The following is a 22,205-nucleotide window of genomic DNA, read 5'->3' on the forward strand; positions in this document are numbered from 1 at the left end:
GGCCTGATCAACCAAAAACAAAACCCCGGAATCCTCTGCGGATTCCGGGGTTTTTCATAAGGCTCACAAGCCGGTCTGGATCAAGCCTTCGGACGGTTTCTCAGCGCCTCGGCTTCGGCGTAAAACTTCTTTTCCCATTCCTTGTGATTGTCGAGACCTTCCCGGATGAAGGGCGTGAAGATCGCCAGGTTCATCAGCGCCCAGTTGACGATGCGCGCCGGGAATTTCAGCGGCTTGACGAAATCGACGAAGAGGACGACGCGGGTCTTGTCGGTGTGGTTCCAGGCCTCGTGCTCATAGGCGTCGTCGAAAATCAGCGCCTTGCCCTCTTGCCAATGGCAAATCTGGTTGTCGACGCGGATCGCGAGCTGGTCCTGCGGTTCCGGCACGATGAGGCCGACATGCAGGCGCAGCACGCCATTATAGGGGCCGCGGTGGGCCGGCAGGTGCTTGCCCGGCTCGAAAATCGAGAACATCGCCGTGGTCAGCCCCGGGATCTTCTGCACGGCCGCCCAGGTGTTCGGACAGGCCTTGATGTTCTGCTCCGACTTAACGCCAAAGCCGAGAAGGAAGAAGGTCTTCCAGCGGCTATCGGTCGAGATCGTCTTCACGTCGGTGGAAATGTCCTGGAAGGTCGGCAGCTCGCTCTGGCGCAGCAGCACCTTCTCCAGCTCGGCGCGGATCGCGGGATAATCCTTCTCGATCTCAGCCGCCCAGGGGAAGGTGGCATTGTCATAGACCGGCGGATTGCCGAGCTTGGCATATTTCAGATTAAGGCTTTCGGCCCAGGCGACGACGCCCATGAAGAAGCGTGTCACCGCGCTTGGGCGGTCCATCGGCGCGATTCCGGTTGTACCAAAGGTCTGTTCCGGAGCATCGCGCTCGGTGGCTGTGGGAGCTGGTGCGCTCAAAGTGCTCTCCGTCAAGTCTGTCTGCTTAGGGTTCTATTTGGGGAAGGAAATGGTGTCTCAGGGGAATCTGAGTGGGAATCCTGGAGGGGCAAGAGGTTCGATAATGTCCGTCTTTGCCTGGCCGATCCACGATCTGCGCCCGACTCCTCTGTTATGCAATGATCACAATAGACGATTATATGAGTTCACTAGTCGAATTTCGCAAGATACCGTTCGCGAGAGCGGTGGATTATCTTGCGCGTTTTTTATCGCCCAGTTCCTGCGGGTATCTGTCCCGGAATCGGCAAAAATACGGCCGAACCCAAGATTTCTCCGCAACGATTTCACAATTTTGCGAGCTCACGGTTCCTCTCGCTTCGCCTTGGCGTCCAGCAGGGAACGGATCGACAAACCGGGCGGAATGCCGCCGTCGGCAGCACCCTTCCCAATGCCAATGCGCTGCGACAAATAGATGCTGGTGTGACCGCTGCAGATATAGGCGAGGAAGCAGGCGACGGCGAGATAGACCGTATGCGTTGCGCCAAAGAGCTCGATGCCCATGATCATGCAGGCAAGCGGCGTATTGGTGGCACCTGCGAAAACCGCGACAAAGCCGAGTGCTGCAAAGAGATCGATCGGCGCGCCGAGAATGGCGGCAATGGCATTGCCGAGTGCCGCGCCGATGAAGAACAGCGGGGTCACCTCACCGCCCTTGAAGCCGGCGCTAAGGGTCACGATGGTAAAGACCGCCTTCCAGAACCAGCTCCAATAATCGACGCGCGCCGGATCGAAAAAACCCACGATCGTCGCATCGCCGGGATTGGGCGACCAGACGCCGAGGCCGAGATATTCGCGGGTGCCGAGCGCATAGACGAGGCCGATCAACACGACGCTGGCGATCACCGGCCGGAGCGGCGCATAGGCACAGACCTTCTTGAAGGCGGCTGACATCCAGTGGGAAATCTCGCTGAAGCAGCGGGCCATCAGCCCGAAGAGCACGCCGGCGATGCCGACCTTCAAAAGCAGCAGCGCGTCCAAATGGAAGGTGCTGGCCGGCGTGCCGGCAAGATAGGCGATATGGTACTGGATGTGCTCGATCCCCCAGGCATGGCAGGTCCAGTCAGCCGCGATGGCTGCCACAAGGCTGGGGATCAGCGCTTCATACTGCATGCGGCCGATCGTCAGCACTTCAAGAGCAAACACTGCCCCGGCAATCGGCGTGCCGAACACCGCGCCGAAGCCGGCGGCGATGCCGGCCATCAGCAGGATGCGGACTTCGGCGTGGCTCAGCTTGAAAAGCTTGGCGAAAGCGCTGGCGATACTGCCGCCGAGCTGCACTGCCGTGCCCTCCCGCCCCGCCGAACCGCCGACCAGATGCGTCAGCACTGTCGAGACCAAGATGAATGGCGCCATGCGCAGCGGCACGCCGCCGCCCGGCTCATGGATCTGCTCGACAATCAGATTATTGCCGCCCTCCGCTCCTCGACCAAAACGCTGATACGCCAGCACCATCAGGAAACCTGCGACCGGCATCAGGAAGATCAGCCAGGGATGGTCGAACCGCGCCTGCGTCGCCCGATCGAGGCTCCAGAGAAACAGTGCACAGAGCGAGCCGACCACGGCCGCCATCGGCACCACGAGGACGATCCATTTGAATATGCTGCGCAATTGCTGGAAACGATGATGAAAAAACTCGGATGCCGACATCAGTTCGCCCCTCCCGGAAGACCAACGATGGGCCTGACGGGGACAACAATCACAAAACAAAGCGGGGATAACAGCAGGATTGCGGACATGACTCTACTCCTTCGCCCCACCGGGCACGTTGAGTAGGAGTCATCAGCTTCTCCGGAAATTCAGAGCAGCGGTTCGGCCACCATGGCCCGGCAGAAATCCATTACCGTTGGATTTTTTCATACAGACAGGAGAGCACTCCTGTCAATCCGGACACCGCCGGCTCGGTTTCGATCAGTCGGCTTTTGCGATCATCTCAATCGGTGCGATCAGGCCGCTCCCGACCGACATGCCGACATTGCCCACGCGCTCCGCCGCCTTCGGCCCCATCAGTGCGCCGAGGCTCAGCGTCTGGCCGCCACCGGCCGCGCTGGCACGCATCTCCTGCGCCAAACGAATTGCCAGCGCACTGCGATCCTGCTCGGACTCCACCGTGAAGCCGGCCTCGCTGAGTAGCTGACGATAGGTCTCGGGAGTGCAAACGAAGCTCGTCTCCGGCGTCATCGCCCAAGGCATCGGATAGGGCAGCGCGCCATCGCGCATCTGCATGACCTCGTAGACACCGAAGCGGGCGCCGGGCTTCAGCACGCGCCGCACCTCGGCAAACAGCCTCGCCTTATCCTCGATGTTCATGCCGACATGGATGAGCGTGGCGCGCTCAAAACTTTGATCGGCAAAGGGAAGCGCCAGCGCGCTCCCCTGTTGGAACGACACCTGCACGGCCATGCCGCAACGCTCGGTCAGGACATTGGCGACCTTGACGAATTCGTCGGTCAGATCGACGCCGGTGACGATACAGCCATAGGTGCTGGCCATATAGCGCGCCGGACCGCCAAGCCCTGACCCGATGTCAAGGAGCCGCATGCCGTCGATCAGGTCGAGATCCCGGGCAAACTCCCGCGTGGCCTCGCGCCGCCCGAGATGGAATTCGTCAACGCCTGCAAGATCGTCAATGCTGAGATGATCGACATCTTTGCCGCTGGCGGCGAGCGCCGTAAGGATCGTCTCCTCCAGAGAGCCGTGCGTATAGTGGCTTGCAACCTTTTCCTCGGTGGACATAACCCCTCCTCCCGTGACCTCGCATTCAGAGTATCATGGAGGAATGCTGCGCCTACCTCCTTATCCCGTCAAGCAATTGGGCAGACCTCAGTGAAACGGCCGCCCGAAGGCGGCCGCTTAAATGTCGGAGATAGAGCAGAGAAAGCATCAAACCTTCAGTTCGCGCCGCTCCGTTTCCGTGACCATGGCGAGGTCCAGCACACGCTGCAGATTGGCCGCATGGCGGAAGCTCGGATCCTGCGGGCTGCCGGTCATCACGGCGTCGGCGAAACGCTGATAATTGGTCAGCACCGGCGGCACCTCGATGACCTTCCACGTCGCTGTTTCGGTGTCGTCGCCCAGGCAAGCCCGTAGTTCGGAGCCATTCGGGCTATGATTGACCTCCAGGCCGCCGCGCTCGCCATAGATGCGCAATTTCAGCTCGTTCAGATGCCCGGTCGCCCAGCGGCTAGCATGCACGACGCCGAGCGCGCCATTGGCGAAATCGACCGACATGGAGAAGCTGTCGTTTGCATCGAGCGTGTATTCCCCAATGCGCTCCTCCGGCGCCTTGTTGAAGGTCTTCAGCCGGGCAAAGACATGGTCGATATCCGTCGCCGCGCCATAGGCGGCGAAATCGAGGATATGAATACCGATATCGCCGAGTACGCCGTTGGAGCCGTGACCGGTCGACAACCGCCACAACCATTTGGATTCGCTGCGCCAATCGCCCCAGGCCCTGGAAACAAGCCAGCTCTGGAGATAGGAGGCCTCGACATGCTTTACCGTGCCGATCTCACCCGAGATCACCATCTCGCGCGCCTTCTGCAGCTGCGCGACATTGCGGTAGGTCAGGTTGACCATGTTGACGACACCGGCCCGCTCGGCCGCCTCCGTCATCTCCAGCGCCTTGTCGTAGTTCTCCGCCAACGGCTTCTCGCAGAGAACATGCTTACCGGCGGCAAGCAGCGGCAAGGTTGTCGGGTGATGAGCCTTGTCCGGCGTGACATTCGTCGCCGCGTCGAACTCGCCCCAGGCAAGCGCCTCGTCCAGCGACGAGAAGCGGTTCTTGATATCGAACACATCGGCGAAAGCGGCGAGCCTCGTCGCATCGGTGTCGACGGCGCCGACGATCTCGACGCCTGGAATGCGTACGAAATGTTCGGCCTGGTTTTTCGCCATGCCGCCCGTGCCAACAATTATGAGACGCATATTATACCTCAGCGATAACCGGCTTCGCCGGCCTGGTGGAGTTTAGGACCACGCTCAACGATCGGCTCCAACGCCTTCTCGACCGGCACATTCGGTGCGTCATGGATGCTCGCCTGCGTGCCGAGCGGATTGTGCGCCCATTTGACGGAGTTGATCAGCACCTTCTGCACGGTGTCATTGTGATAGGTCGGGTAGGTTTCGTGACCGGGGCGGAAATAGAAGATATTGCCGGCGCCACGACGCCAGGTCATGCCGGAACGGAAGACTTCGCCACCCTGGAACCAGGAGATGAACACCGTTTCCAGCGGCTCGGGAACGGAGAACTGCTCGCCGTACATCTCCTCATGTTCCAGCTCGAAATGTTCGCCGAGGCCGGCGGCAATCGGATGGCGCGGGTTGATGACCCAGAGGCGCTCGCGTTCACCCGCTTCGCGCCATTTCAACGCGCAGGGCGTGCCCATCAGCCGCTTGAAAATCTTCGAGAAATGGCCGGAATGCAGCACGATGAGGCCCATGCCCTCCCAGACGCGCTTGGCGACGCGCTCGACGATCTCGTCACTCACGGCGCCATGGTCCTTGTGGCCCCACCACAGCAGCACGTCGGTGTCCTTCAGCCTGGCTTCGCTCAGGCCGTGTTCCGGCTCCTGCAACGTTGCAGTGGTTGCTTCAATGCCGGCATCGGCATTCAGCCCCTTGGCGATCGTCGTATGCATGCCCTCCGGATAGATGTCGGCGACGACCTTGTTTGTCTGCTCATGAATGTTCTCGCCCCAAACGACGGCACGAATAGTCATTACGGCACTCCTCTAATACCATTGAGATTGAACAGGTTATGCGATCCAAAGCGCTTTGGGAAAACGGCACTTGCAGGCCTCCATCAGCCCATCCAGAGCAAGAGATAATGCGTCCGAAGCGATTTGACAAAGGCAAAAATCACCATGCGAAACACCTGTCTTTTCAGTGCGACACGGATTTTGAAAACAGGTTGACGACGATGACGCCGGCGATGATCAGACCAAGCCCGATGATCGCCGCCAGATCGAGCTTCTGGCGGAAAAACACCAGCCCGACTGTGGAGATCAGCACGATGCCGAGCCCACTCCATATGGCATAGGCAATGCCAACCGGGATCACCCGCAAGGTCACTGACAGGCAATAGAAGGACGCGGCATAGCACAGCACGAGCACGATCGAGGGGCCGAGCCGGGTGAACTGCTGCGACATCTGCAATGCCGTGGTGCCCATCACCTCCAGCACGATCGCCACCAGCAGCACCGCATAGACGGATGCGTTTGCCATCAAACCCTCTCGATATCCATTAGAGTTGCGTGAGCTCGATCAACCGCTCGACCAGTTTTTCGCGGGCGCGCTCGTCCATCGCATGGCTATCGAGCAGATCGGCGAGCCAGAGCCCATCGGTCGCCAGCCGCACGATCGCCGCATCCACGGAGGAGTCCGTGCCGACATATTCTTCACTGCGTTCGCGCACCCAGTTGCGCCAGCGCTGCCGCAATGGCGGCTCGCTGAGCAGCACCATCGTCACCTGCGCCCAATCCTTCGTTTCCTCGGGCCGGTCGCGAAGCGCCAGGCAGGCGCGCAGATAACCACGAGTAAAGCGTCCATGCGGCAATGGATCGGCCCGCATTTCCTCCTCGATCGCCCGGTCCAGCCGCTCGATCAGACTGTCGAACAGAGCTTCCAGCAGCGTATTCTTGTTGGGGAAATGATGCAGCAATCCGCCCTTGCTGACACCGGACGCACCCGATACGGCATCCAGCGTCACCGCCGTCATGCCCTTCTCGGATGCCAGCCGTGCCGCCACCTCCAACAGCTGTTGGCGGACGAGCAAAGGCTGCTTCTTTCTGTGGTGCGCTGTAGACATGGCGGCATAACATACCAATTGGACGGTTTCGTCAATGCGCAGCGTGATGGGCGACATCATTCTGGTCGAAAATGGTCAGTTTCGCCCCGTCGACGGCAAAGGCGATCAGTGCACCGCTGGTAATGGTCGTCATCCCCGGATCCGTGCCGATAATCTTCGAGCCGTCCTTCAGCCGGACATGCACAAGCGACCGGTCACCCAACCGTTCCACGGTCTCGACCGTGCCGGCAATATCGCCCTTGTCCGCCGCCGTCGCCACCAGATATTCCGGCCGGATACCGAGCGTCAGTTCCGAACGCGCCATGCCATTCAGCGGAACCGACGTCTTGATGATCGAGCCATCAGCCAAGGTCGCCGTCGCCAAGCCCCCGGCTTCGCTGACATCGGCAATGCTGACGAAGTTCATTCCCGGAGAACCGATGAACTGGGCGACATAGCGCGTCGCCGGCCGCGTATAGATCTCCACCGGCGTCGCCACCTGTTCGATCTTCTTGTTGTTCAAAAGGACGATCCGGTCAGCAAGCGTCATCGCCTCGATCTGGTCGTGGGTAACGAAGACCATCGTTGCCCCCAATCGCTCATGCAATTGCGCAAGCTCGACGCGGGTGCGGTTGCGCAGACCGGCATCGAGGTTGGACAGCGGCTCATCGAACAGGAAAACATCGGGTTCACGCACGATGGCGCGACCAATGGCGACACGCTGACGCTGGCCGCCCGAGAGTTCCGACGGCTTGCGGTCGAGCAAATGCTGCATTTCCAGGATAGTGGCCGCGATGTCGATGCGCTTTGCGATCTCCGTCTTCGGCGTACCGATATTCCTGAGACCGAACGACATGTTGTCGCGCACCGTCATGTGCGGATAGAGCGCGTAGGACTGAAACACCATCGATACGCCGCGTTCGCCGGGCGGCAGCTGGTCGACCCGCCGTCCACCGATCCAGACTTCGCCGCTGGTGATCGCCTCAAGCCCGGCGATCATCCGCAGCAAGGTCGATTTACCGCAGCCGGAGCCGCCCAGGAACACGACGAATTCGCCGGGCTCGATCGTGAGATCGATGTCGTTGAGAACCTGCACTGCACCGAAATGCTTGGTGACGGATTTGATGTTGATTCCTGCCATTTTTCCTCCTCCGGAAGAATTGAACTTCGCCAGACCTGCCGTCTGTTTCTTCGTATCCCGGCTTCATGTGGATGGATTACCCACATGAAGCCGCATGCGTTGCGGCATTCGTCTATTTGACAGCACCAGCAGCCACGCCCCGCGTCAGGGTGCGTTGGAAAATCAGGAAGAAAATCACCGTCGGCGTGACGCCGAGCAGCGAAGCCGCGGCAACCGCCGTCGGATCCTGCGTATTGGCGCCCGACAGCACGCCCATGGCGACCGAGACCGTCTGATTGTTGTTGGAGACCAGGAACACCAGCGGGATCAGGAACTCGTTCCAGGTCCAGATGAAGAAGAAGGTCGCAAGCACGGCAAGCGTCGGCCTGAGAACCGGCACGATCACCAGCCAAAGGATCTGCCAGCGGCTCGCATTGTCGATCTGCGCCGCCTCGATGATCTCACGCGGGAATGTGGTCAGCACCGACGACAGGAGATAGGTGCCGAAGGCGGTGTGCAGCACGCCGATGATCAGGATCACCGAGAGCATGGAATCGAACAGCCCCACCTGCTTGGCCATGTAATAAAGCGGATAGATCAGGGCCTCCTGCGGCGCCATGATCGAAATCAGCAGAATCACCAGCAGTACTCTGCCTCCCCGCACACGGCCGATGCCGATGGCATAGGCGTTGAGAAGACTGAGAACCACCGCGAGAATGGCGGTGCAGCCGCTGATCAGGATGCTGTTGAAGAGCTTGCGGGTGAAATCGACATTGGCCCAGAAGTTCTTGAGCGCCGTCAGGTCGAAGCTATGCGGGAAGGCAAGCGGACCATTGGCGGCATAGTCGGCCGGGGTCTTGATGGCGTTGAAAGCCGCCAGGAAAAACGGAAACAGCGTGCCGCCAAGAGAGACGAACAGGATGGCGAGCACGATCCAGCGGGTAAACCCCTTGTTCCGGCGATGATCCGCCGGCGCATCCGATGCGATCGGGGTCGAAAGTGAAGCCGTAGCGGCCATCTTAGCGTTCTCCCTCTGTCTGTTTGGATTGCATACGTAGGAAGAAGACACCGAGCATGATCGTCACGAGCGTTTGCAATGTCGAGATTGCTGCCGCGTAGCCAACTCGGTTGGTAGTGAAAAAGTGGTAGTATGAGAGGTAAGACGGCACCGTCGTCGCATTGTCCGGCCCGCCGGATGTCAAGACGTAAATCGGCGCGAACACCTTGAGGGCGGCGATAAGCGTCGTCAGAGCGACCACGAAAATCTCCGGCATCAGCATGGGGATCGTGATGTAACGAAAGCGGCCGAACCAGCTGGCATTATCGAGCTCGGCTGCTTCGTAGAGCGAGGGATCGACCCGCGCCAGCCCCGACATGAAGACCACCAGACAGTAGCCGACCTGGATCCAGACGATGACGGCAGAGACGGCCCAGATTGCATAGCTTGCATCTCCCAGCCAATTCTGCGCCATGAAATCGAGACCGATCGCCTTCAGGACCGCGTTGACGATCCCGATCGGATTGAGGATCCATCCCCACAGCACGCCAGCCGCGGTGAGCGGCAGAATCTGTGGCAGATAAAACCCGGCGCGAAAGAAGCTCGACAAGGTCTCGCCGAACTGAGCGCTAATATAGTCGAACAGCACCGCGGCCAGCACCAGCCCCAGAATGATCGGCAGAATCGTCATCGAAATGATGAAGATGAGCGTGTGCTGGATCGATCCCCAGAACGCCGCATCCACGAGCAATCGCTCGTAGTTCTGAAGCCCGATATATCTCGGCGTCCCAATGCCTTTCCAGGTCGTGAAGCTGATCGCGAAATTGGCAATCAGGGGGACAAGCACGATCAGAGCGAACCCCAGCATGCCGGGGAGAATATAGAGATAATACCCCGCCCTGCCAGAGTTTTTGGACTTCTCCATCGCATTCCTCCAGTTCGAGACAGCGAGACGGCATAAGCCGTCCCGCCGCTGCGAATTGCTCCAGTATAGGGGTTATTGCGCTGCCTGCGCGTCGTCGTAAGCCTTCTTCAGACGATCGGCGAACTGTTCAGGCGTCGTGGAACCGTTTACCAGACCGGTGGTCGCCTGGATCAGCAGCTCGTAGTAGCCGGGGACCGGCCAGTCCGGATAGAAACCGAGGCCGCCCTTGCCGGAGATCTCGTTGAAGAGCTCGACATTGCGCTTGCCGACTTCGTCGGTGACGCTAGCCGGATCGGCAGCGATGGCAACACCACCGAGATTGGCCTGCAGGTTCTGGTTCTCCTTGCTCAAGATGAGATCGATGAACTCATAGGAGAGATCCTTGTTCTTGGCACTCTTGGGCACCATGAACAGATTGCCGGTCGAAGCCGTGCTGTATTTCGGGGTCGGAAAGACGAACTGGCTCCACTTGAAGTTCTTGATCGAGCTCGCGAAGTTGCCATTGTTCCAGGTGCCGCTGACAAACATTGGCGCCTTGCCCGACGAGAAGAGGTTATCGGCACCGCCCGTGCCCTTCAGGCCCGTCGAATCCTTGGAAATATAACCCTTGGCAACCCAGTCGACGATCTTTTGTGCCGCGAACAGGAAGGGCTTCGTGTCTAGCGGCGCCTTGAGGCCCTGGTAGCTCTTCACCCAGGTGTCATCGGCCTGCGTCAGGGCCAGCGTATAGAGCAGGTGCTGTGCGTTGGAATCCACAGTGCCGTAGGCAAGCGGTGTAATGCCCTTCTGCTTGAAGGCGTCGAGCGCGGCTTCGAACTCCGCCAGCGTGGTCGGGATTTTCACGCCGTTGGCCTGAAACATGTCGATATTATAGAAAACCGAAACGAATTCGGCATGGACGGGAATGCCGATGATCGGACCGGAGCCATAGATGCCGTTCGCGTCATACTTGCTGAGCTGGCTATTGGTTTCGTTGAGAATCTTATCCCAGCCTCGCGACTTGAATTGATCGTCAAGCGGCGTCAGTAGACCCTGTGAAGCAACGAGACCTGCCGTGGCATTGCCCTTGTTATATTCCAGAAGATCCGGCGCCTGGTCCGAATTGAGGATGAGGCTGCCTGCCTTCTGCAATTGCTCGAAAGTCTTCTGTTCGAAATTGATCGTGACATCGGGATGCTTGGCTTTTAGCTCTTCGAGCGCCTTGGTCCATGCCTTGGCTTGCGAAGTATCAGGCAGTTCGAACCACCAGACGTTAAATGTCTTGCTCTGGGCTTGCGCGACGCCGGCAGCCAACAAGAGCGACATGCCGGCGGTGACCGCCAGCTTCGAAAACACGTTCATTATATTTTCCTCCACCATGCGAACCGTGACGATATCAATCCGACGGCATGGCTCGCGATGCCCGTCAGCACGTTCCTCTTTGCCTTGCCCCTCGTCCGTTCATCGACGATGAGACGAACCGCTTGGATGTCGCAACGCTCCTCCGTTCCGATATCCGGGCCGGCTGGAGCCTCGCGCGGCGGCGTGGCTCCAGCTCCCCGAATTAACGCACAACTCCGTCCTTAAATCGATTCAGATTTAGGGGATGGGCACGCTATTCGACGAATTCGCCACCCCGGCTGTGCTTCAGATAGTTCAGGCCATGGATCTGGCCAGTCATTTCCAGCTCGTCGCGATAAACCGGATCATGCCAGCCTTCGATGTCGATCGATCCCGACCATCCGGCAAGGCGCAATTCGGAGATGATGTCCGTCCAATTGCTGTCGCCGAAGCCCGGCGTGCGCATGAAGACGAACTTCTCCTTGCCGAAAATGCCGTGTTCCTTGATGACGTCCCAGCGGATCGTCGCATCCTTGCCGTGAACGTGGAAAATCTTGCTTGCCCATTTGCGGATCTGCGGCAGCGGCTCGATCAGATAGACCATCTGGTGGCAGGGTTCCCATTCGAGGCCGATATTGTCGTCCGGCGTCTCGTTGAACATCAGCTCCCAGGCATCCGGATTATGCGCAATGTTCCAGTCGCCGGTTGCCCAGTTGCCGTCCATGGCGCAGTTTTCGAAGGCGATCTTGATGCCCTTGTCGGCGGCACGCTTGGCAAGCTCGCTCCACACTTGCTTGTAGCGCGGCAGGCTGTCGGTCAGCGGCTTGTTGCGGATGCGCCCGGTGAAGCCGGCAACGCAGGTGGCGCCGAAATGATGGGCGTTATCGATGCAATCCTTCCAGCCCTGCAGCGTCTGCTGGTCGAGGTCGGTGGTTTCAAGCGGATTGCCGAACATGCCGAGCGTGGAAATGGTGATGTCGCGACTACCGATAGCGTCGAGGCAGCGCTTGCCGAGTTCTGCAAGGTTCTGGCCGTTGGTCGTCTGCCAGAAAAAGGGCTCGAAGCTTTCGAAGCCGTGGTCGGCGATCTTGGCGATGCCCTTGGCGGCATCCTCACTGGCCGCCTTGATCATTGTGCCGATGCGGATGGCCTTTGCCGGATTTGTCATGGTCTTACTATCCTTATGCTTAGATTTCGATACGCCGGCCCGACTTGGCGCTTTCGATCGCACCGAGGACCATGGCGAGGCTGTGGATGTTGTCGCTGCTTTCGGTTTCCGGCCGCTTGCCCGTCTTCACCGCATCGATGAAGGATGCGATGACGCTGGCATGTCCATGCGTCTCGTCATCATGCATGGGGCCGGGAACATCGATGGTGGTAAAGCCATGCAGCAGGCCGGGCTCATTGCCGGCAACGGACGCTTCGAAATGCTCTTCGCCGTCCCAGGTCAGCATGCCCTTGCTGCCTGTGAGCCGCCATTCGCTCTCCCAGCTCGTGCGCTTGCCCTCAGTGCACCAGGAACCGCGATAGCTGAAGACGACATCGTCGGAAAACTCGAACAGCGCATGCGCGGATGCACCATGACTATACCAGGACCCAACCGGGTTCTTCTCGACGCAATAGACCGATAACGGCACCTTGCCGGCGACGAAACGGGCGGCGTCGAAGGTGTGGATCGCCATGTCGAGCAAAAGCACATTGTCCATTTCCTCGCGGAAGCCGCCGAAATGCGGACCGAGGAAGAAATCGCAATGAATGCCGGTGAGCTCACCGATCGCGCCATCCTCGACGAAGCGACGCATGCGGCGCACACCGGAGATGAAGCGGCGGTTCTGGATGATGGCATGCACCTTGCCGGTCTTGGCGGCGAGAGCGATGAGGGCAGCCCCCTCTTCGAGCGACGTCGCCATCGGCTTTTCGCTGAGAACATGGCAGCCGGCCTTCAGCGCGGTCGAGACAACGCCGAAGCGAGCGGCGGGAATGACGACGTCGAACACCAGGTCGGCTTTCGTCGCCGCGATGACTTCGGCAAGATCCGAACCGATGACGGCCTCTTCGAGACCGAACTCCTTCGCCAGGCTTTCGGCGGTCGCCCGATTGAGATCGACCAGGCCCACGACCTTGATGGTTTCGGCAAGCGACGGTGTCGAGGCAATGGCCTTGAGCCAGCCTTTGGACATAGCTCCGCACCCGCACAAAATGGCATTAAGTTTCACGATTTCCTCCAGCGAACCGTGTCAAACTCCTCGTGACACGTATTCCGTAAACGTTTACGATCCTATGCGAAAAGATTTTCCTGTGTCAATAGAGGGGGAATACGGAAATTGCGGCATGAAGGAAAATCGCAGTCGATGAAGGGAATTCGTCAGCTTGCCGAACATCTCGATATTTCGATCGGCACGGTGTCGCGGGCGCTGAACGGCAAGCCCGATGTCAACGAGGAAACCCGCAAGCGCGTGCTCGCCGCCGCCGAGGAACTTGGCTACGTCGCCAATCAATCAGGACGCGCGCTGCGGCAAGGCACGACCAATGTCATCGGCCTGATGATCGAGTCCAACAAGGACATCGTCGAGGACAGCGACAACTTCTTCCTTGGCGTGACCCGCGGGCTGCAGAGCGTATTTGCGCGCCACAAGCTCGATCTGATCATGCTGCCCTGCCCCAGCGACGAGGATCCTTACGAATATCTGAAGCGGATGGTCGCAAGACGCGTCGTCGACGCCATGATCATCTCGGCAACGCAACGCACGGATAAGCGCATTGATCTGCTGACCAAGGCGAAGATCCCCTTCGTATCGCTCGGCCGCAGCCTGTCGAGCAGTAACTCCTCCTGGATCGATCTCGATTTCGACGGCGTCGCCAATTCCGCCGTCGACCGGCTGGTGGCGCACGGGCATCGCCGTATCGCGATCGCCGCGCCATCGAACGACGTCAATCTCGGCTATATCTTTCTCGATGGCTATCGCCGCGCGCTCGACCGGCACGGGATTGCCTACGATCTTTCGCTGGTGATCCGGGCCAAGACCAGCGAACAGGGCGGCTATCAGGTCGGCCACGAGCTGCTGCAGCTCGCCGACCGGCCGACAGCGGTGATCCTGATCTACGAACTGATGGCGATCGGCCTTTACCGCCGGCTGAGTGAGGCCAGTATCACGCCCGGCCGCGACCTCGCCATCATCGGCTTTCGCGAGGAGCCGCGCGCCAAGTTCCTTCAGCCGGCGCTGACCTGCTTCCGCATATCGCTGCGCGATCTCGGTGCCGAGCTTGGAGAAACCCTGCTCGCCACCATGCCCGCCTACGGCCATTTCTATCCCAACAGGCCCCGCACCATGATCTGGCCGCTAGAGCTCGTTCCCGGAGAGAGCGACAGTTTTCACCTGAAGGCGGAATAGCGCCGAAACGCCGCATGGGTGAAGTCTGCGATTGCGATCGGTCTCGCAAGTTGCCATGTAGAGCAGGGCAAACGGGGACCGGCATTTGAGCGAAGAGACCATCACACTCTACCAGGCGATCGGCGGTGATCAGACCGTGCGGGCGCTGACGACGCGCTTCTACGATCTGATGGACACGCTGCCGGAAGCGGCCAACTGCCGCGCCGTGCATCCGCCCAGCCTCGAAGGCTCCCGCGAAAAGTTCTACGAATATCTGACCGGCTATCTCGGCGGACCGCAGCTCTATATCGAGAAACGCGGCCATCCGCGCCTGCGCAGCCGCCACTTCGTCGCGGCCATCGGCCCGACCGAGCGCGACGAATGGCTGCTCTGCTTCCGCCGCGCCATGGAAGAAACCATCGAAAACGAGAAGCTGCGGGCGATAATCTGGGAGCCCATCGAGCGCCTCGCCTTCCACATGCAAAACCGGGAATGAGAGAAGATATGAGCCTCAGCACGATAATCCGTCCGCTCACCCTGTTTGTTGCCGGTATCCTCGGCGCTGCCGGCGTCGCGCTCGCCGCCGCCGCATCCCATGGCGGCGATACGCACTTCCTCGGCGCCGCCTCGACCATGTGCCTGGCGCATGCCCCTGCCCTGCTCGCCCTCTATATCGGCTACGACCGCATCCGCACCGCGCCGGTGGCGACCATACTGCTTGGATTGGGAACGCTGATTTTCGCGGGCGATCTCGTCAGCCGCCATTTCCTCGGCAGCTCGCTATTTCCCCTGGCGGCACCGACCGGAGGACTGGGTATGGTGGCGGGATGGGTTGTTGTAGCGCTGGGAGCGTTCTTCAGGAAATCGGTGGCGGGAGTTTGAGACGCCAAGAGTTCCACCCAAATAACGGGCAACAAGCCGATCGCGCAGAATACCACGCTTCTATAGTTCACCTCATTGTAACTGCTCGATCAAGCCGTTGACCTTTTCTTCAACCAGACGATCGAGCTTTATTCGGAAGCTATCATACCGATCTTCGGGCACTCCATTTTCCAAGCATCTCGCCTCGTAAGACAAAGCGAAATACGGGAGCTGCCATATGCTTTCCAACAATTGTCTCCGCTCACTACCAGAGTGCTGTACGGGGTCAATTTGTCGGAGCGTTTCGAGAAGCCGCATCGCAGCAACCTCATTGAAGTGCATTGATCGAGCAAAATAGAAGAACCCCTCGCCTTGCCATTCTCTGCTTAGCGCCTCTACAAGATTATTCATTGGTAGGGCTCTCCAGTTTTGAGATCCACGATCTGCACCCTTAAATGTAGATCGCCTCCAGCAATCTCGGCCGAGATACAGGCACCCTAAAACCGTAGTGTATTAAAGTCGAAATGCAACCAACGCGAAACCGAAAGCACGTTACGGCCCTAGCGCCGAAACACCTCGTCTCTGATGAGATTCGTCAAACCCCAGCGACCACATTAAAGCCTTCGAAGCGCGGCGGCCCCCAGTACAACGCCTTGTTATTCCCGGCGTTGCGGTGCGCCTCGCGGAAATTCTCGGATTTCGTCCAGTTGAGGAAATCCTCTTCGCTACGCCAGATCGTGTGCGAGGAAAACAGCGTATAGCCCTCCTCGACATTGGTGGAGCCACGCAGCAGGCGGAACTCCACGAAACCCGGAACATCCCCCAGTCGGGAATCACGGTCTTTCCAAATAGTTTCGAAAGCAGTCTCCGAACCGATGACGACCTTGAAGCGGTTCATGGCGATGTACATGGGCTATAGACCTCCCGGGCAATCAGACCTTCTTGCGACGGTCGACAGTTTTGCCCGGTCGAGGTGTAAAGGCAATGACATTCGTGCCATCAACTGCCGTAATATCCAGCGATATATCCGATTGCTCGCCGGGCAGGCGCGCCTGCCAGGACGGAAAGGCCGTCACATTAGGAGCCTGCCGCTGCTCTTCGGCGCGGCGCATCAACAATTCATAGAGTTCCGGCACGAGGCCGTCGCCATTCTGCGCGGCCAGCTTGTGCAGGCCGATCATCATGAACCCGTCAGGGCCTTCGTCATTCATCGAGCGGCGTCTCGTTCGTTCATCGTCGTCAGCGCCCGCTCCAGGCTCGACTTACTGCCGTTGCGCAAGGGTACGAACGTCTTGCCGAACTTCTTGCAGCCGGTCTTCACCCGCAAGCAGGCATCGTGGCTAATACAGTCGATCGGGCAGAAGACGCAGTCGACGGAAGGCAGCACGGTGTCGATGCGCGACACCGCCTCGCGCAAGCCGCCATCATGATGGATCAGCTCGGCGCCGAAGTTGCTGGCGATCTGACGCAGATGCGCCACCTGGCAATCACGACCACCGACATAGAGGAAGCTACGCCCATCAAGACTGGATTTTCCGACTGTCTGCTCCGGCTTTTGCGCCTCGCGACTATCCCGGCCCAAATCCCTCTTCCCCTTACGCGCCATACATCACCCGTTCATTGGTTGCTCTTGCACACCCGACTCCGTCGAGCGCAAGGCGACCATATTAAACATGAGTTTTGGAGTAAAGTATAAAGTTGAGAGTTTTTATCATATTTTGTCGCGACGTATCAACGCACCTGTACCGCAATCGTGAAAGGCAAGCTCGAGGCGCCGAGTTCAGCTGGAATGTCGGGGCACGGCCGAGCGCTACGCACATCCGCAAGCACCTTTTGATCAAGATTAGCATCCCCTGAGCCGCGCAGCACCGAAGGCGATATGACTTGCCCAGACGCAGTTACAGTAAATCGCATCACTACGGTAAGACCGCCCTCGGAACTTAACGAAGACCGGACAGCACGCTTGATACAAGTCCGCACCTTGCCATCATAATTAGAACGCGCTGCATCACCCATGCCCGTGCGGCGCACATTCGCGAGCGAAGTTGTGTTAGCCTTCGCTTCCAATTGTTCGGAATCGGCGCCCCTCTTCGAATCTTGCTGATTTTCACCTTTCGAACCGCTTTTCGCTTTCGCGACCTTCGGTGGTGGCTTCTTGACGACTTCCTTCGGCTTTTCCTGGCGAACGGGCTTTTCGACCGGAGTGACAACTTCAGGCGTCGGCTCAACGGGCTGCACGGTCTCCGCCGGCTGCACGACCGTCGTCTCGGCGGGAGCTTGCGTTGCAAGAACCTGTGGCTGCTCGGTCGGCTGAACCACCTCCGCCATTTCGGTCGGCTGCGCTTCAGTCTCAGTAGGCTGAACGGCTTCGGCCTCGGCCGGCTGTACCTCCTCCGGCTTGACTTCCGTCGGCTGCACCGTTTCCGGCTGCACGGCCTCCGCCGTCACCTCTTCAGGGGGCTGCTGCGGGCTTTCTTCGCCCGCCGCCATCTGGTCCATGTCGGAATTGCCGATCATCACGACACTGACAGTGTCGCCAGCCTCCTCCTGCGCCTCTTCCGGCGTCGCGACGATCGCCACCAGCAATACCGCAATCACCATGGCGTGGAAAAAGCAGGACCCCAAGCTAGCAAAAGCAAGCGACTTCTTACCGGCGGCCGCGACCTTGTGCGTCCTCTCCGCCGACAACATGTCCATGACCGGCGGCTCGGAGGCATCCGGCGCAGGCTCGGTCGGATGAGCAGGATAGGAGTCGATCTGGGTGAAACGACTATAATGCGATACCGCCTCGGCGGTCGGCGGACGCGGCAGGCTGTCGAGGCCGGTCAACTCGTGGCCTGGGAGCACACTCGGATAGTTGTCATTCAAGCCATCGCCGGAGCGGCGGCGTTCGATGGAAACCTTGACCGAGCGGGGTGCCATGGCATCAGCCTTCGAAGGGAACGGAAAGCTGGGAGCGGGTCGTAAGCGCAGCCTTGCATTCGCCCGCCGCCGGGCCATCGCAGACCGGTGTATCATTGACGATAATGCGGCTGACGCTTTCGCACTTCACGCCGGGCATATCGAATTGCCGTACCCGCTTCTTGCCGATCGGCAGATCGCGAAAATCGAGAACGGTGACACGATCAACCACATTCTTGTCGTTGAAGAAGGCAAGCTCGAAGGAGATCTTGTTGATCGACGTCGCCAGGTCGTTTTCCGCGACGAAGGTCATCATGCAACCCTTCTGCGACGGTGCCAGCGCGTTGAGTTCGACGTTGAGCTTCTGCGCGTTTACTGCCGGAGCCGGCGCTGCGGCCGCATCCTGGGCGAAGGCCGGGACGCAGGAAGTCATGGCGAACAGCCCACCGGCGGCAACGGCCAAAATCGTCTTGGTCAGCATCAGCAATCTCTCCCGAAATATCTTTTGGTGAGCGCGGAGCGGGCATTGGATGCCGACGCGTGCACCACCTTAAATTTTAAACTTGACTCCAACAGTCTTCTATTGCGTCTTTAGGAAACCATGAGTATGTGAGTCAAGATAAATCTGGCCGAAACAAAGTTCGGTCCCCCATGAATTTTCAGGCAAAACCAAGCAGGATGATTGCTGAGAAGCCCCCAATACAGCCGGTGCCGCCAGTGGCCGCACAGCAAATTAGAATGGTCGAGAGCACGGATATTTTCCGGGGCCAGACCGAAATCATGATCAGGCATGAGGGCGTCATCTATCGGATGAAGATCACGCGCCAAGGCAAACTCATTCTCAACAAATAGGCATAGCAGATGACCGAAACGACCCGCCCCACCCCCGCCGCTATCCGCGCCTTCCGCGCCGAGAATTCGAAAATGCGCGAGCGCGATATTGCCGCCCGCCTTAGCGTTTCCGAAGCCGCGCTGGTTGCCGCCGAAGTCGGTATTTCCGCCATTCGCATCGATGCCGACGCCAACCGCTTCCTTGAACACATCGCCTCACTCGGCGAAGTCCTGGCGCTGTCGCGCAACGAGAGTGCCGTGCACGAGAAGATCGGCGTCTACGAAAACATCAAGGCCGGTGTTCAGGCCGCCATCGTGCTTGGCGAGAACATTGATCTGCGCATCTTCCCGAAGCGCTGGGCACATGGTTTCGCCGTCACCAAGACGGACGGCGACCAGCAGAAGCTCAGCCTGCAGTTCTTCGACAAGGCCGGCGATGCCGTGCACAAGGTGCATCTGCGCCCCGCTTCCAATGTCGAGGCCTATCACGACATGGTTGCGGCACTTCGCGTCGATGACCAGTCGCAAGAGCTGATCGAAGACCGCTCCGGTTCCGACAATGGCGTGATCGACGGCGATATCAGCCGCGATGAGTTGCGCGACCATTGGAGCCGCATGACGGATACGCATGAATTCTTCGGCATGCTGAAGAAGCTGAAGATCGGCCGCCAGGCGGCGATCCGCGCCGTCGGCGACGACTACGCCTGGAAGCTCGGAACCGGCGCTGTCGCCGAAATGATGCACGCTTGCGTGCGCGAAGGCCTGCCGATCATGTGCTTCGTCACCAATGACGGCACAGTGCAGATCCATTCCGGCCCGATCATCAACGTCGCAACCATGGGGCCATGGATCAACGTCATGGATCCCACCTTCCACCTGCATCTGCGCCAGGACCACATCACGGAAGCATGGGCCGTGCGCAAGCCGACCAAGGACGGCCACGTCACCTCGTTCGAAGCCTATAATGCCAAGGGCGAGATGATCATCCAGTTCTTCGGCAAGCGGAAGGAAGGCTTCGACGAGCGCCGCGACTGGCGCGCCATCATCGAAAACCTGACACGGGCTGACGCCAGCGTCGCCGCCTGAGGATCGAGCCATGACGATATTGACCAATATCAAGCGCATCCGCCCATGGGAAATCGCGCTCACCGCCGTGGTGATGATCTTGCCGCTGGTGCCCGTCAGCCCGATCAAGGGCGACTATAGCCTGGTTCAGCACGCCCGTGCGGCTGAAACGCCAAAGATCGACACATCGCGGCTTGTCTCAGTCGGCGGTGATGTCACCGAGATCATCTACGCGCTCGGCGAGGAAAAGCGGCTGATCGCCCGCGACTCCACCAGCAACTATCCGGAAGCAGCAGTCAAACTGCCCGACGTCGGCTATATGCGCGCGCTGTCGCCGGAGGGCATCCTTGCCGTCAATCCGACCGCCATCATTGCCGTCGAGGGCTCCGGCCCGCCGGAAGCACTCGCCGTGCTGCGCAATGCCAGCCTGCCCTTCGAGACCGTACCGCAGACCTACGACCGCGACGGCATCCTGAAGAAGATCGACGTCGTCGGCTCGCTGCTCGGCGTGCCAGACAAGGCAAAAGCGCTGGAAGGCAAGGTCGCCGCCGACCTCGATGCCGCCATCGCCAATTCCGAAAAGCGCCCGCAAGCCGAGCGCAAGCGCGTGCTCTTCATCCTCAGCAACCAGAACGGCAAGATCCTCGCCTCCGGCGACAACACTGCCGCCAATGGCATCATCAAGCTCGCCGGCGCGATCAACGCGGTCGGCAGCTTCTCCGGCTACAAGCCGCTGACCGACGAAGCAATCATCGAGGCCAAGCCCGATGTCATCCTGATCATGGATCGTGAAGGCCCCCTGTCGATGAAGGACGAAGACCTGTTGAAGCAGCCGGCGATTTCGCTGACGCCCGCCGCCAGCCACAAGGCGATCGTCCGCATGGATGGCCTGCATCTGCTAGGCTTCGGACCGCGCACCGCCAGCGCCGTGCGCGAGCTGAACGCGGCAATCTACGGAGGCTGACATGGCGCTTAGCGAGGTCATGGCGGAGCTGAAGCACATGTCGCACGCAACCGCGCGCCGTCGCGAGGGCGACCGCACCCTGCTCGCCGTCCTCGTCCTCGCCGGCCTCGCGGTCGCCTCCTTCCTCGCTTTCGCCTTCTCGATCACTATGGGCGCCTCGAATGCCTCGATCATCGATGTCATCTCCACCATGATCGGCAACGGCGCGGATAGCGCGCTCAGCAACCGCGACCGCATCATCATCTTCGACATCCGCCTGCCCCGCGCCATTCTCGGCTTCCTGATCGGTGGAGGGCTCGCCGTCTCCGGCGCAGTCATGCAAGGCCTGTTCCGCAATCCTCTGGCTGATCCCGGCCTGATCGGCATTTCGGCGGGCGCCAGCCTCGGCGCAGTGGGGATGATCGTCCTTGGCGCCGGCATCCTCGCGCCGGTGGCCCAGCTTTTCGGCATCTTCGCCCTGCCGATCGCCGCCTTCATCGGCGGCCTTGTCACGACGATCATCCTCTACAAGGTGGCGACACGGCATGGGCAGACATCGATCGCCACCATGCTTCTGGCCGGCATCGCCATCGGCTCGCTGACGCTGGCGGCAACCGGCTTGCTGATCTACATGGCCGATGACCGGCAGTTGCGCGACCTCACCTTCTGGAGCATGGGCTCGCTTGCCGGTTCGACCTGGGGCAAGATCGCCGCCGCTGGTCCGATCATTGTCCTTGCCATGCTGCCATTGCCGTTCATGGCGCGTGGTCTCAACGCGCTGACGCTTGGCGAAGCAGCGGCTTTCCACATGGGTATCGCCGTCCAGCGCCTGAAAAATATCGCCATCGTCAGCGTCGCCGCCGCAGTCGGCGCTTCCGTTGCGGTCAGCGGCGGCATCGGCTTCATCGGCATCATTGTGCCGCATATCCTGCGCATGGCGATTGGCCCGGACCACCGTTTCCTGCTGCCAGCCTCTGCCCTGCTCGGTGGCTCCCTGCTGATCATCGCCGATGTAGTTGCCCGCACCATCGTTTCGCCGGCCGAACTACCGATCGGCATCATCACCGCCAGCGTCGGCGGGCCGTTCTTCCTGTGGATGCTGCTTCGGCAGCGCTCGCGCCTCAGCCTGTGAGTTC

The 22,205-nt window shown here is 59.8% G+C and carries 26 protein-coding genes and 1 riboswitch; of the genes, 7 read left to right on the plus strand and 19 right to left on the minus strand.

Annotation, left to right across the window (positions count from 1 at the left end):
• Window positions 1-80: 80 nt before the first annotated feature.
• The 13 genes from HB780_RS19855 to HB780_RS19915 all read right to left on the minus strand — a co-directional run bounded on the left by HB780_RS19855 (window position 81) and on the right by HB780_RS19915 (window position 13,313).
• Window positions 81-911 carry an ornithine lipid ester-linked acyl 2-hydroxylase OlsC gene (locus tag HB780_RS19855; RefSeq protein WP_183695437.1) on the minus strand — a complete coding sequence of 277 codons (831 nt, stop codon included), beginning with the start codon at window positions 909-911 and terminating at the stop codon, window positions 81-83.
• 339 nt (window positions 912-1,250) lie between these two features.
• Window positions 1,251-2,597 (minus strand): voltage-gated chloride channel family protein, encoded by a 1,347-nt coding sequence (locus tag HB780_RS19860; protein WP_183695440.1) that lies wholly within the window; start codon window positions 2,595-2,597, stop codon window positions 1,251-1,253.
• Window positions 2,598-2,713: 116 nt separating this feature from the next.
• Window positions 2,714-2,801, minus strand: a riboswitch (Fluoride riboswitch).
• Window positions 2,802-2,858: 57 nt separating this feature from the next.
• Window positions 2,859-3,683 (minus strand): class I SAM-dependent methyltransferase, encoded by an 825-nt coding sequence (locus HB780_RS19865; protein WP_183695443.1) that lies wholly within the window; start codon window positions 3,681-3,683, stop codon window positions 2,859-2,861.
• Window positions 3,684-3,830: 147 nt separating this feature from the next.
• A complete protein-coding gene (locus HB780_RS19870) occupies window positions 3,831-4,874 on the minus strand; it encodes a Gfo/Idh/MocA family protein (protein WP_183695446.1) in 1,044 nt (347 codons plus the stop codon).
• 8 nt (window positions 4,875-4,882) lie between these two features.
• Complete coding sequence (locus HB780_RS19875; protein WP_183695449.1) at window positions 4,883-5,668, minus strand: ThuA domain-containing protein; 786 nt, start codon at window positions 5,666-5,668, stop codon at window positions 4,883-4,885.
• Between the two features lie 163 nt (window positions 5,669-5,831).
• Window positions 5,832-6,173, minus strand: coding sequence for a DMT family transporter (locus HB780_RS19880; protein WP_183695451.1), 342 nt, complete (start codon window positions 6,171-6,173; stop codon window positions 5,832-5,834).
• A gap of 19 nt (window positions 6,174-6,192) precedes the next feature.
• Window positions 6,193-6,756 carry a TetR/AcrR family transcriptional regulator gene (locus HB780_RS19885; protein WP_183695454.1) on the minus strand — a complete coding sequence of 188 codons (564 nt, stop codon included), beginning with the start codon at window positions 6,754-6,756 and terminating at the stop codon, window positions 6,193-6,195.
• Window positions 6,757-6,787: 31 nt separating this feature from the next.
• A complete protein-coding gene (locus tag HB780_RS19890) occupies window positions 6,788-7,876 on the minus strand; it encodes an ABC transporter ATP-binding protein (protein WP_183695457.1) in 1,089 nt (362 codons plus the stop codon).
• Window positions 7,877-7,988: 112 nt separating this feature from the next.
• Window positions 7,989-8,873, minus strand: a complete 885-nt coding sequence (locus HB780_RS19895; RefSeq protein WP_183695461.1) for a carbohydrate ABC transporter permease — start codon at window positions 8,871-8,873, stop codon at window positions 7,989-7,991.
• Window position 8,874: 1 nt separating this feature from the next.
• Window positions 8,875-9,777, minus strand: a complete 903-nt coding sequence (locus tag HB780_RS19900; RefSeq protein WP_183695463.1) for a carbohydrate ABC transporter permease — start codon at window positions 9,775-9,777, stop codon at window positions 8,875-8,877.
• Between the two features lie 72 nt (window positions 9,778-9,849).
• A complete protein-coding gene (locus HB780_RS19905) occupies window positions 9,850-11,118 on the minus strand; it encodes an ABC transporter substrate-binding protein (protein WP_183695466.1) in 1,269 nt (422 codons plus the stop codon).
• A gap of 253 nt (window positions 11,119-11,371) precedes the next feature.
• Entirely contained in the window at window positions 11,372-12,265 is an 894-nt protein-coding gene (locus HB780_RS19910) for a sugar phosphate isomerase/epimerase family protein (protein ID WP_183695469.1), read from the minus strand.
• Window positions 12,266-12,284: 19 nt separating this feature from the next.
• On the minus strand, window positions 12,285-13,313 hold the full coding sequence (locus HB780_RS19915) for a Gfo/Idh/MocA family protein (protein WP_183695472.1): 1,029 nt from the start codon (window positions 13,311-13,313) through the stop codon (window positions 12,285-12,287).
• A 135-nt stretch (window positions 13,314-13,448) separates the two neighbouring features.
• Between HB780_RS19915 and HB780_RS19920 the strand changes: the two genes are divergently transcribed.
• The 3 genes from HB780_RS19920 to HB780_RS19930 all read left to right on the plus strand — a co-directional run bounded on the left by HB780_RS19920 (window position 13,449) and on the right by HB780_RS19930 (window position 15,350).
• Window positions 13,449-14,489, plus strand: coding sequence for a LacI family DNA-binding transcriptional regulator (locus tag HB780_RS19920; protein ID WP_183695474.1), 1,041 nt, complete (start codon window positions 13,449-13,451; stop codon window positions 14,487-14,489).
• Between the two features lie 85 nt (window positions 14,490-14,574).
• Window positions 14,575-14,964 (plus strand): group II truncated hemoglobin, encoded by a 390-nt coding sequence (locus HB780_RS19925; protein ID WP_183695477.1) that lies wholly within the window; start codon window positions 14,575-14,577, stop codon window positions 14,962-14,964.
• Window positions 14,965-14,972: 8 nt separating this feature from the next.
• Complete coding sequence (locus HB780_RS19930) at window positions 14,973-15,350, plus strand: DUF423 domain-containing protein (protein WP_183695479.1); 378 nt, start codon at window positions 14,973-14,975, stop codon at window positions 15,348-15,350.
• Window positions 15,351-15,422: 72 nt separating this feature from the next.
• Here the strand turns inward: HB780_RS19930 and HB780_RS19935 are convergent, their stop codons facing one another.
• The 6 genes from HB780_RS19935 to HB780_RS19960 all read right to left on the minus strand — a co-directional run bounded on the left by HB780_RS19935 (window position 15,423) and on the right by HB780_RS19960 (window position 18,711).
• Window positions 15,423-15,740, minus strand: coding sequence for a hypothetical protein (locus HB780_RS19935; protein WP_183695481.1), 318 nt, complete (start codon window positions 15,738-15,740; stop codon window positions 15,423-15,425).
• A 184-nt stretch (window positions 15,741-15,924) separates the two neighbouring features.
• On the minus strand, window positions 15,925-16,239 hold the full coding sequence (locus HB780_RS19940) for a heme-degrading protein HmuQ (protein WP_183695484.1): 315 nt from the start codon (window positions 16,237-16,239) through the stop codon (window positions 15,925-15,927).
• Between the two features lie 22 nt (window positions 16,240-16,261).
• Entirely contained in the window at window positions 16,262-16,540 is a 279-nt protein-coding gene (locus HB780_RS19945) for a hypothetical protein (protein WP_183695486.1), read from the minus strand.
• Window positions 16,537-16,935, minus strand: coding sequence for a DUF2325 domain-containing protein (locus HB780_RS19950; RefSeq protein ID WP_183695488.1), 399 nt, complete (start codon window positions 16,933-16,935; stop codon window positions 16,537-16,539). Before HB780_RS19950 ends, HB780_RS19945 begins: the two co-directional genes overlap by 4 nt.
• Before the next feature lie 125 nt (window positions 16,936-17,060).
• Window positions 17,061-18,251: a TonB family protein gene (locus tag HB780_RS19955; RefSeq protein ID WP_183695490.1), complete on the minus strand. Its 1,191-nt coding sequence runs from the start codon at window positions 18,249-18,251 to the stop codon at window positions 17,061-17,063.
• 4 nt (window positions 18,252-18,255) lie between these two features.
• The gene (locus HB780_RS19960) at window positions 18,256-18,711 is read right to left on the minus strand and encodes a hypothetical protein (protein ID WP_183695493.1); all 456 of its coding nucleotides are present in this window, start codon (window positions 18,709-18,711) and stop codon (window positions 18,256-18,258) included.
• A gap of 197 nt (window positions 18,712-18,908) precedes the next feature.
• Between HB780_RS19960 and hemP the strand changes: the two genes are divergently transcribed.
• The 4 genes from hemP to HB780_RS19980 are packed head-to-tail and all read left to right on the plus strand — an operon-like array spanning window position 18,909 to window position 22,201.
• Window positions 18,909-19,082, plus strand: coding sequence for a hemin uptake protein HemP (hemP, locus tag HB780_RS33365; RefSeq protein ID WP_153365876.1), 174 nt, complete (start codon window positions 18,909-18,911; stop codon window positions 19,080-19,082).
• A gap of 9 nt (window positions 19,083-19,091) precedes the next feature.
• Window positions 19,092-20,147 (plus strand): hemin-degrading factor, encoded by a 1,056-nt coding sequence (locus tag HB780_RS19970; RefSeq protein ID WP_183695495.1) that lies wholly within the window; start codon window positions 19,092-19,094, stop codon window positions 20,145-20,147.
• Between the two features lie 10 nt (window positions 20,148-20,157).
• A complete protein-coding gene (locus HB780_RS19975; protein WP_183695498.1) occupies window positions 20,158-21,090 on the plus strand; it encodes a heme/hemin ABC transporter substrate-binding protein in 933 nt (310 codons plus the stop codon).
• Between the two features lies 1 nt (window position 21,091).
• Window positions 21,092-22,201 carry a FecCD family ABC transporter permease gene (locus HB780_RS19980; RefSeq protein WP_183695501.1) on the plus strand — a complete coding sequence of 370 codons (1,110 nt, stop codon included), beginning with the start codon at window positions 21,092-21,094 and terminating at the stop codon, window positions 22,199-22,201.
• Window positions 22,202-22,205 lie beyond the last annotated feature (4 nt).

This window comes from Rhizobium lusitanum (genome assembly GCF_014189535.1).
In the GTDB taxonomy this organism is placed as follows: Bacteria; Pseudomonadota; Alphaproteobacteria; order Rhizobiales; family Rhizobiaceae; genus Rhizobium; species Rhizobium lusitanum_C.

Excerpts from the sequence above, each read along its gene's own strand:
- HB780_RS19860 (WP_183695440.1), bottom strand. The coding sequence starts at position 2,597 with ATGTCGGCATCCGAGTTTTTTCATCATCGTTTCCAGCAATTGCGCAGC.
- HB780_RS19865 (WP_183695443.1), bottom strand. The coding sequence starts at position 3,683 with ATGTCCACCGAGGAAAAGGTTGCAAGCCACTATACGCACGGCTCTCTG.
- HB780_RS19870 (WP_183695446.1), bottom strand. The coding sequence starts at position 4,874 with ATGCGTCTCATAATTGTTGGCACGGGCGGCATGGCGAAAAACCAGGCC.
- HB780_RS19875 (WP_183695449.1), bottom strand. The coding sequence starts at position 5,668 with ATGACTATTCGTGCCGTCGTTTGGGGCGAGAACATTCATGAGCAGACA.
- HB780_RS19880 (WP_183695451.1), bottom strand. The coding sequence starts at position 6,173 with ATGGCAAACGCATCCGTCTATGCGGTGCTGCTGGTGGCGATCGTGCTG.
- HB780_RS19885 (WP_183695454.1), bottom strand. The coding sequence starts at position 6,756 with ATGTCTACAGCGCACCACAGAAAGAAGCAGCCTTTGCTCGTCCGCCAA.
- HB780_RS19890 (WP_183695457.1), bottom strand. The coding sequence starts at position 7,876 with ATGGCAGGAATCAACATCAAATCCGTCACCAAGCATTTCGGTGCAGTG.
- HB780_RS19895 (WP_183695461.1), bottom strand. The coding sequence starts at position 8,873 with ATGGCCGCTACGGCTTCACTTTCGACCCCGATCGCATCGGATGCGCCG.
- HB780_RS19900 (WP_183695463.1), bottom strand. The coding sequence starts at position 9,777 with ATGGAGAAGTCCAAAAACTCTGGCAGGGCGGGGTATTATCTCTATATT.
- HB780_RS19905 (WP_183695466.1), bottom strand. The coding sequence starts at position 11,118 with ATGAACGTGTTTTCGAAGCTGGCGGTCACCGCCGGCATGTCGCTCTTG.
- HB780_RS19910 (WP_183695469.1), bottom strand. The coding sequence starts at position 12,265 with ATGACAAATCCGGCAAAGGCCATCCGCATCGGCACAATGATCAAGGCG.
- HB780_RS19920 (WP_183695474.1), top strand. The coding sequence starts at position 13,449 with ATGAAGGGAATTCGTCAGCTTGCCGAACATCTCGATATTTCGATCGGC.
- HB780_RS19930 (WP_183695479.1), top strand. The coding sequence starts at position 14,973 with ATGAGCCTCAGCACGATAATCCGTCCGCTCACCCTGTTTGTTGCCGGT.
- HB780_RS19935 (WP_183695481.1), bottom strand. The coding sequence starts at position 15,740 with ATGAATAATCTTGTAGAGGCGCTAAGCAGAGAATGGCAAGGCGAGGGG.
- HB780_RS19940 (WP_183695484.1), bottom strand. The coding sequence starts at position 16,239 with ATGTACATCGCCATGAACCGCTTCAAGGTCGTCATCGGTTCGGAGACT.
- HB780_RS19945 (WP_183695486.1), bottom strand. The coding sequence starts at position 16,540 with ATGAATGACGAAGGCCCTGACGGGTTCATGATGATCGGCCTGCACAAG.
- HB780_RS19950 (WP_183695488.1), bottom strand. The coding sequence starts at position 16,935 with ATGGCGCGTAAGGGGAAGAGGGATTTGGGCCGGGATAGTCGCGAGGCG.
- HB780_RS19955 (WP_183695490.1), bottom strand. The coding sequence starts at position 18,251 with ATGGCACCCCGCTCGGTCAAGGTTTCCATCGAACGCCGCCGCTCCGGC.
- HB780_RS19960 (WP_183695493.1), bottom strand. The coding sequence starts at position 18,711 with ATGCTGACCAAGACGATTTTGGCCGTTGCCGCCGGTGGGCTGTTCGCC.
- hemP (WP_153365876.1), top strand. The coding sequence starts at position 18,909 with ATGATTGCTGAGAAGCCCCCAATACAGCCGGTGCCGCCAGTGGCCGCA.
- HB780_RS19970 (WP_183695495.1), top strand. The coding sequence starts at position 19,092 with ATGACCGAAACGACCCGCCCCACCCCCGCCGCTATCCGCGCCTTCCGC.
- HB780_RS19975 (WP_183695498.1), top strand. The coding sequence starts at position 20,158 with ATGACGATATTGACCAATATCAAGCGCATCCGCCCATGGGAAATCGCG.
- HB780_RS19980 (WP_183695501.1), top strand. The coding sequence starts at position 21,092 with ATGGCGCTTAGCGAGGTCATGGCGGAGCTGAAGCACATGTCGCACGCA.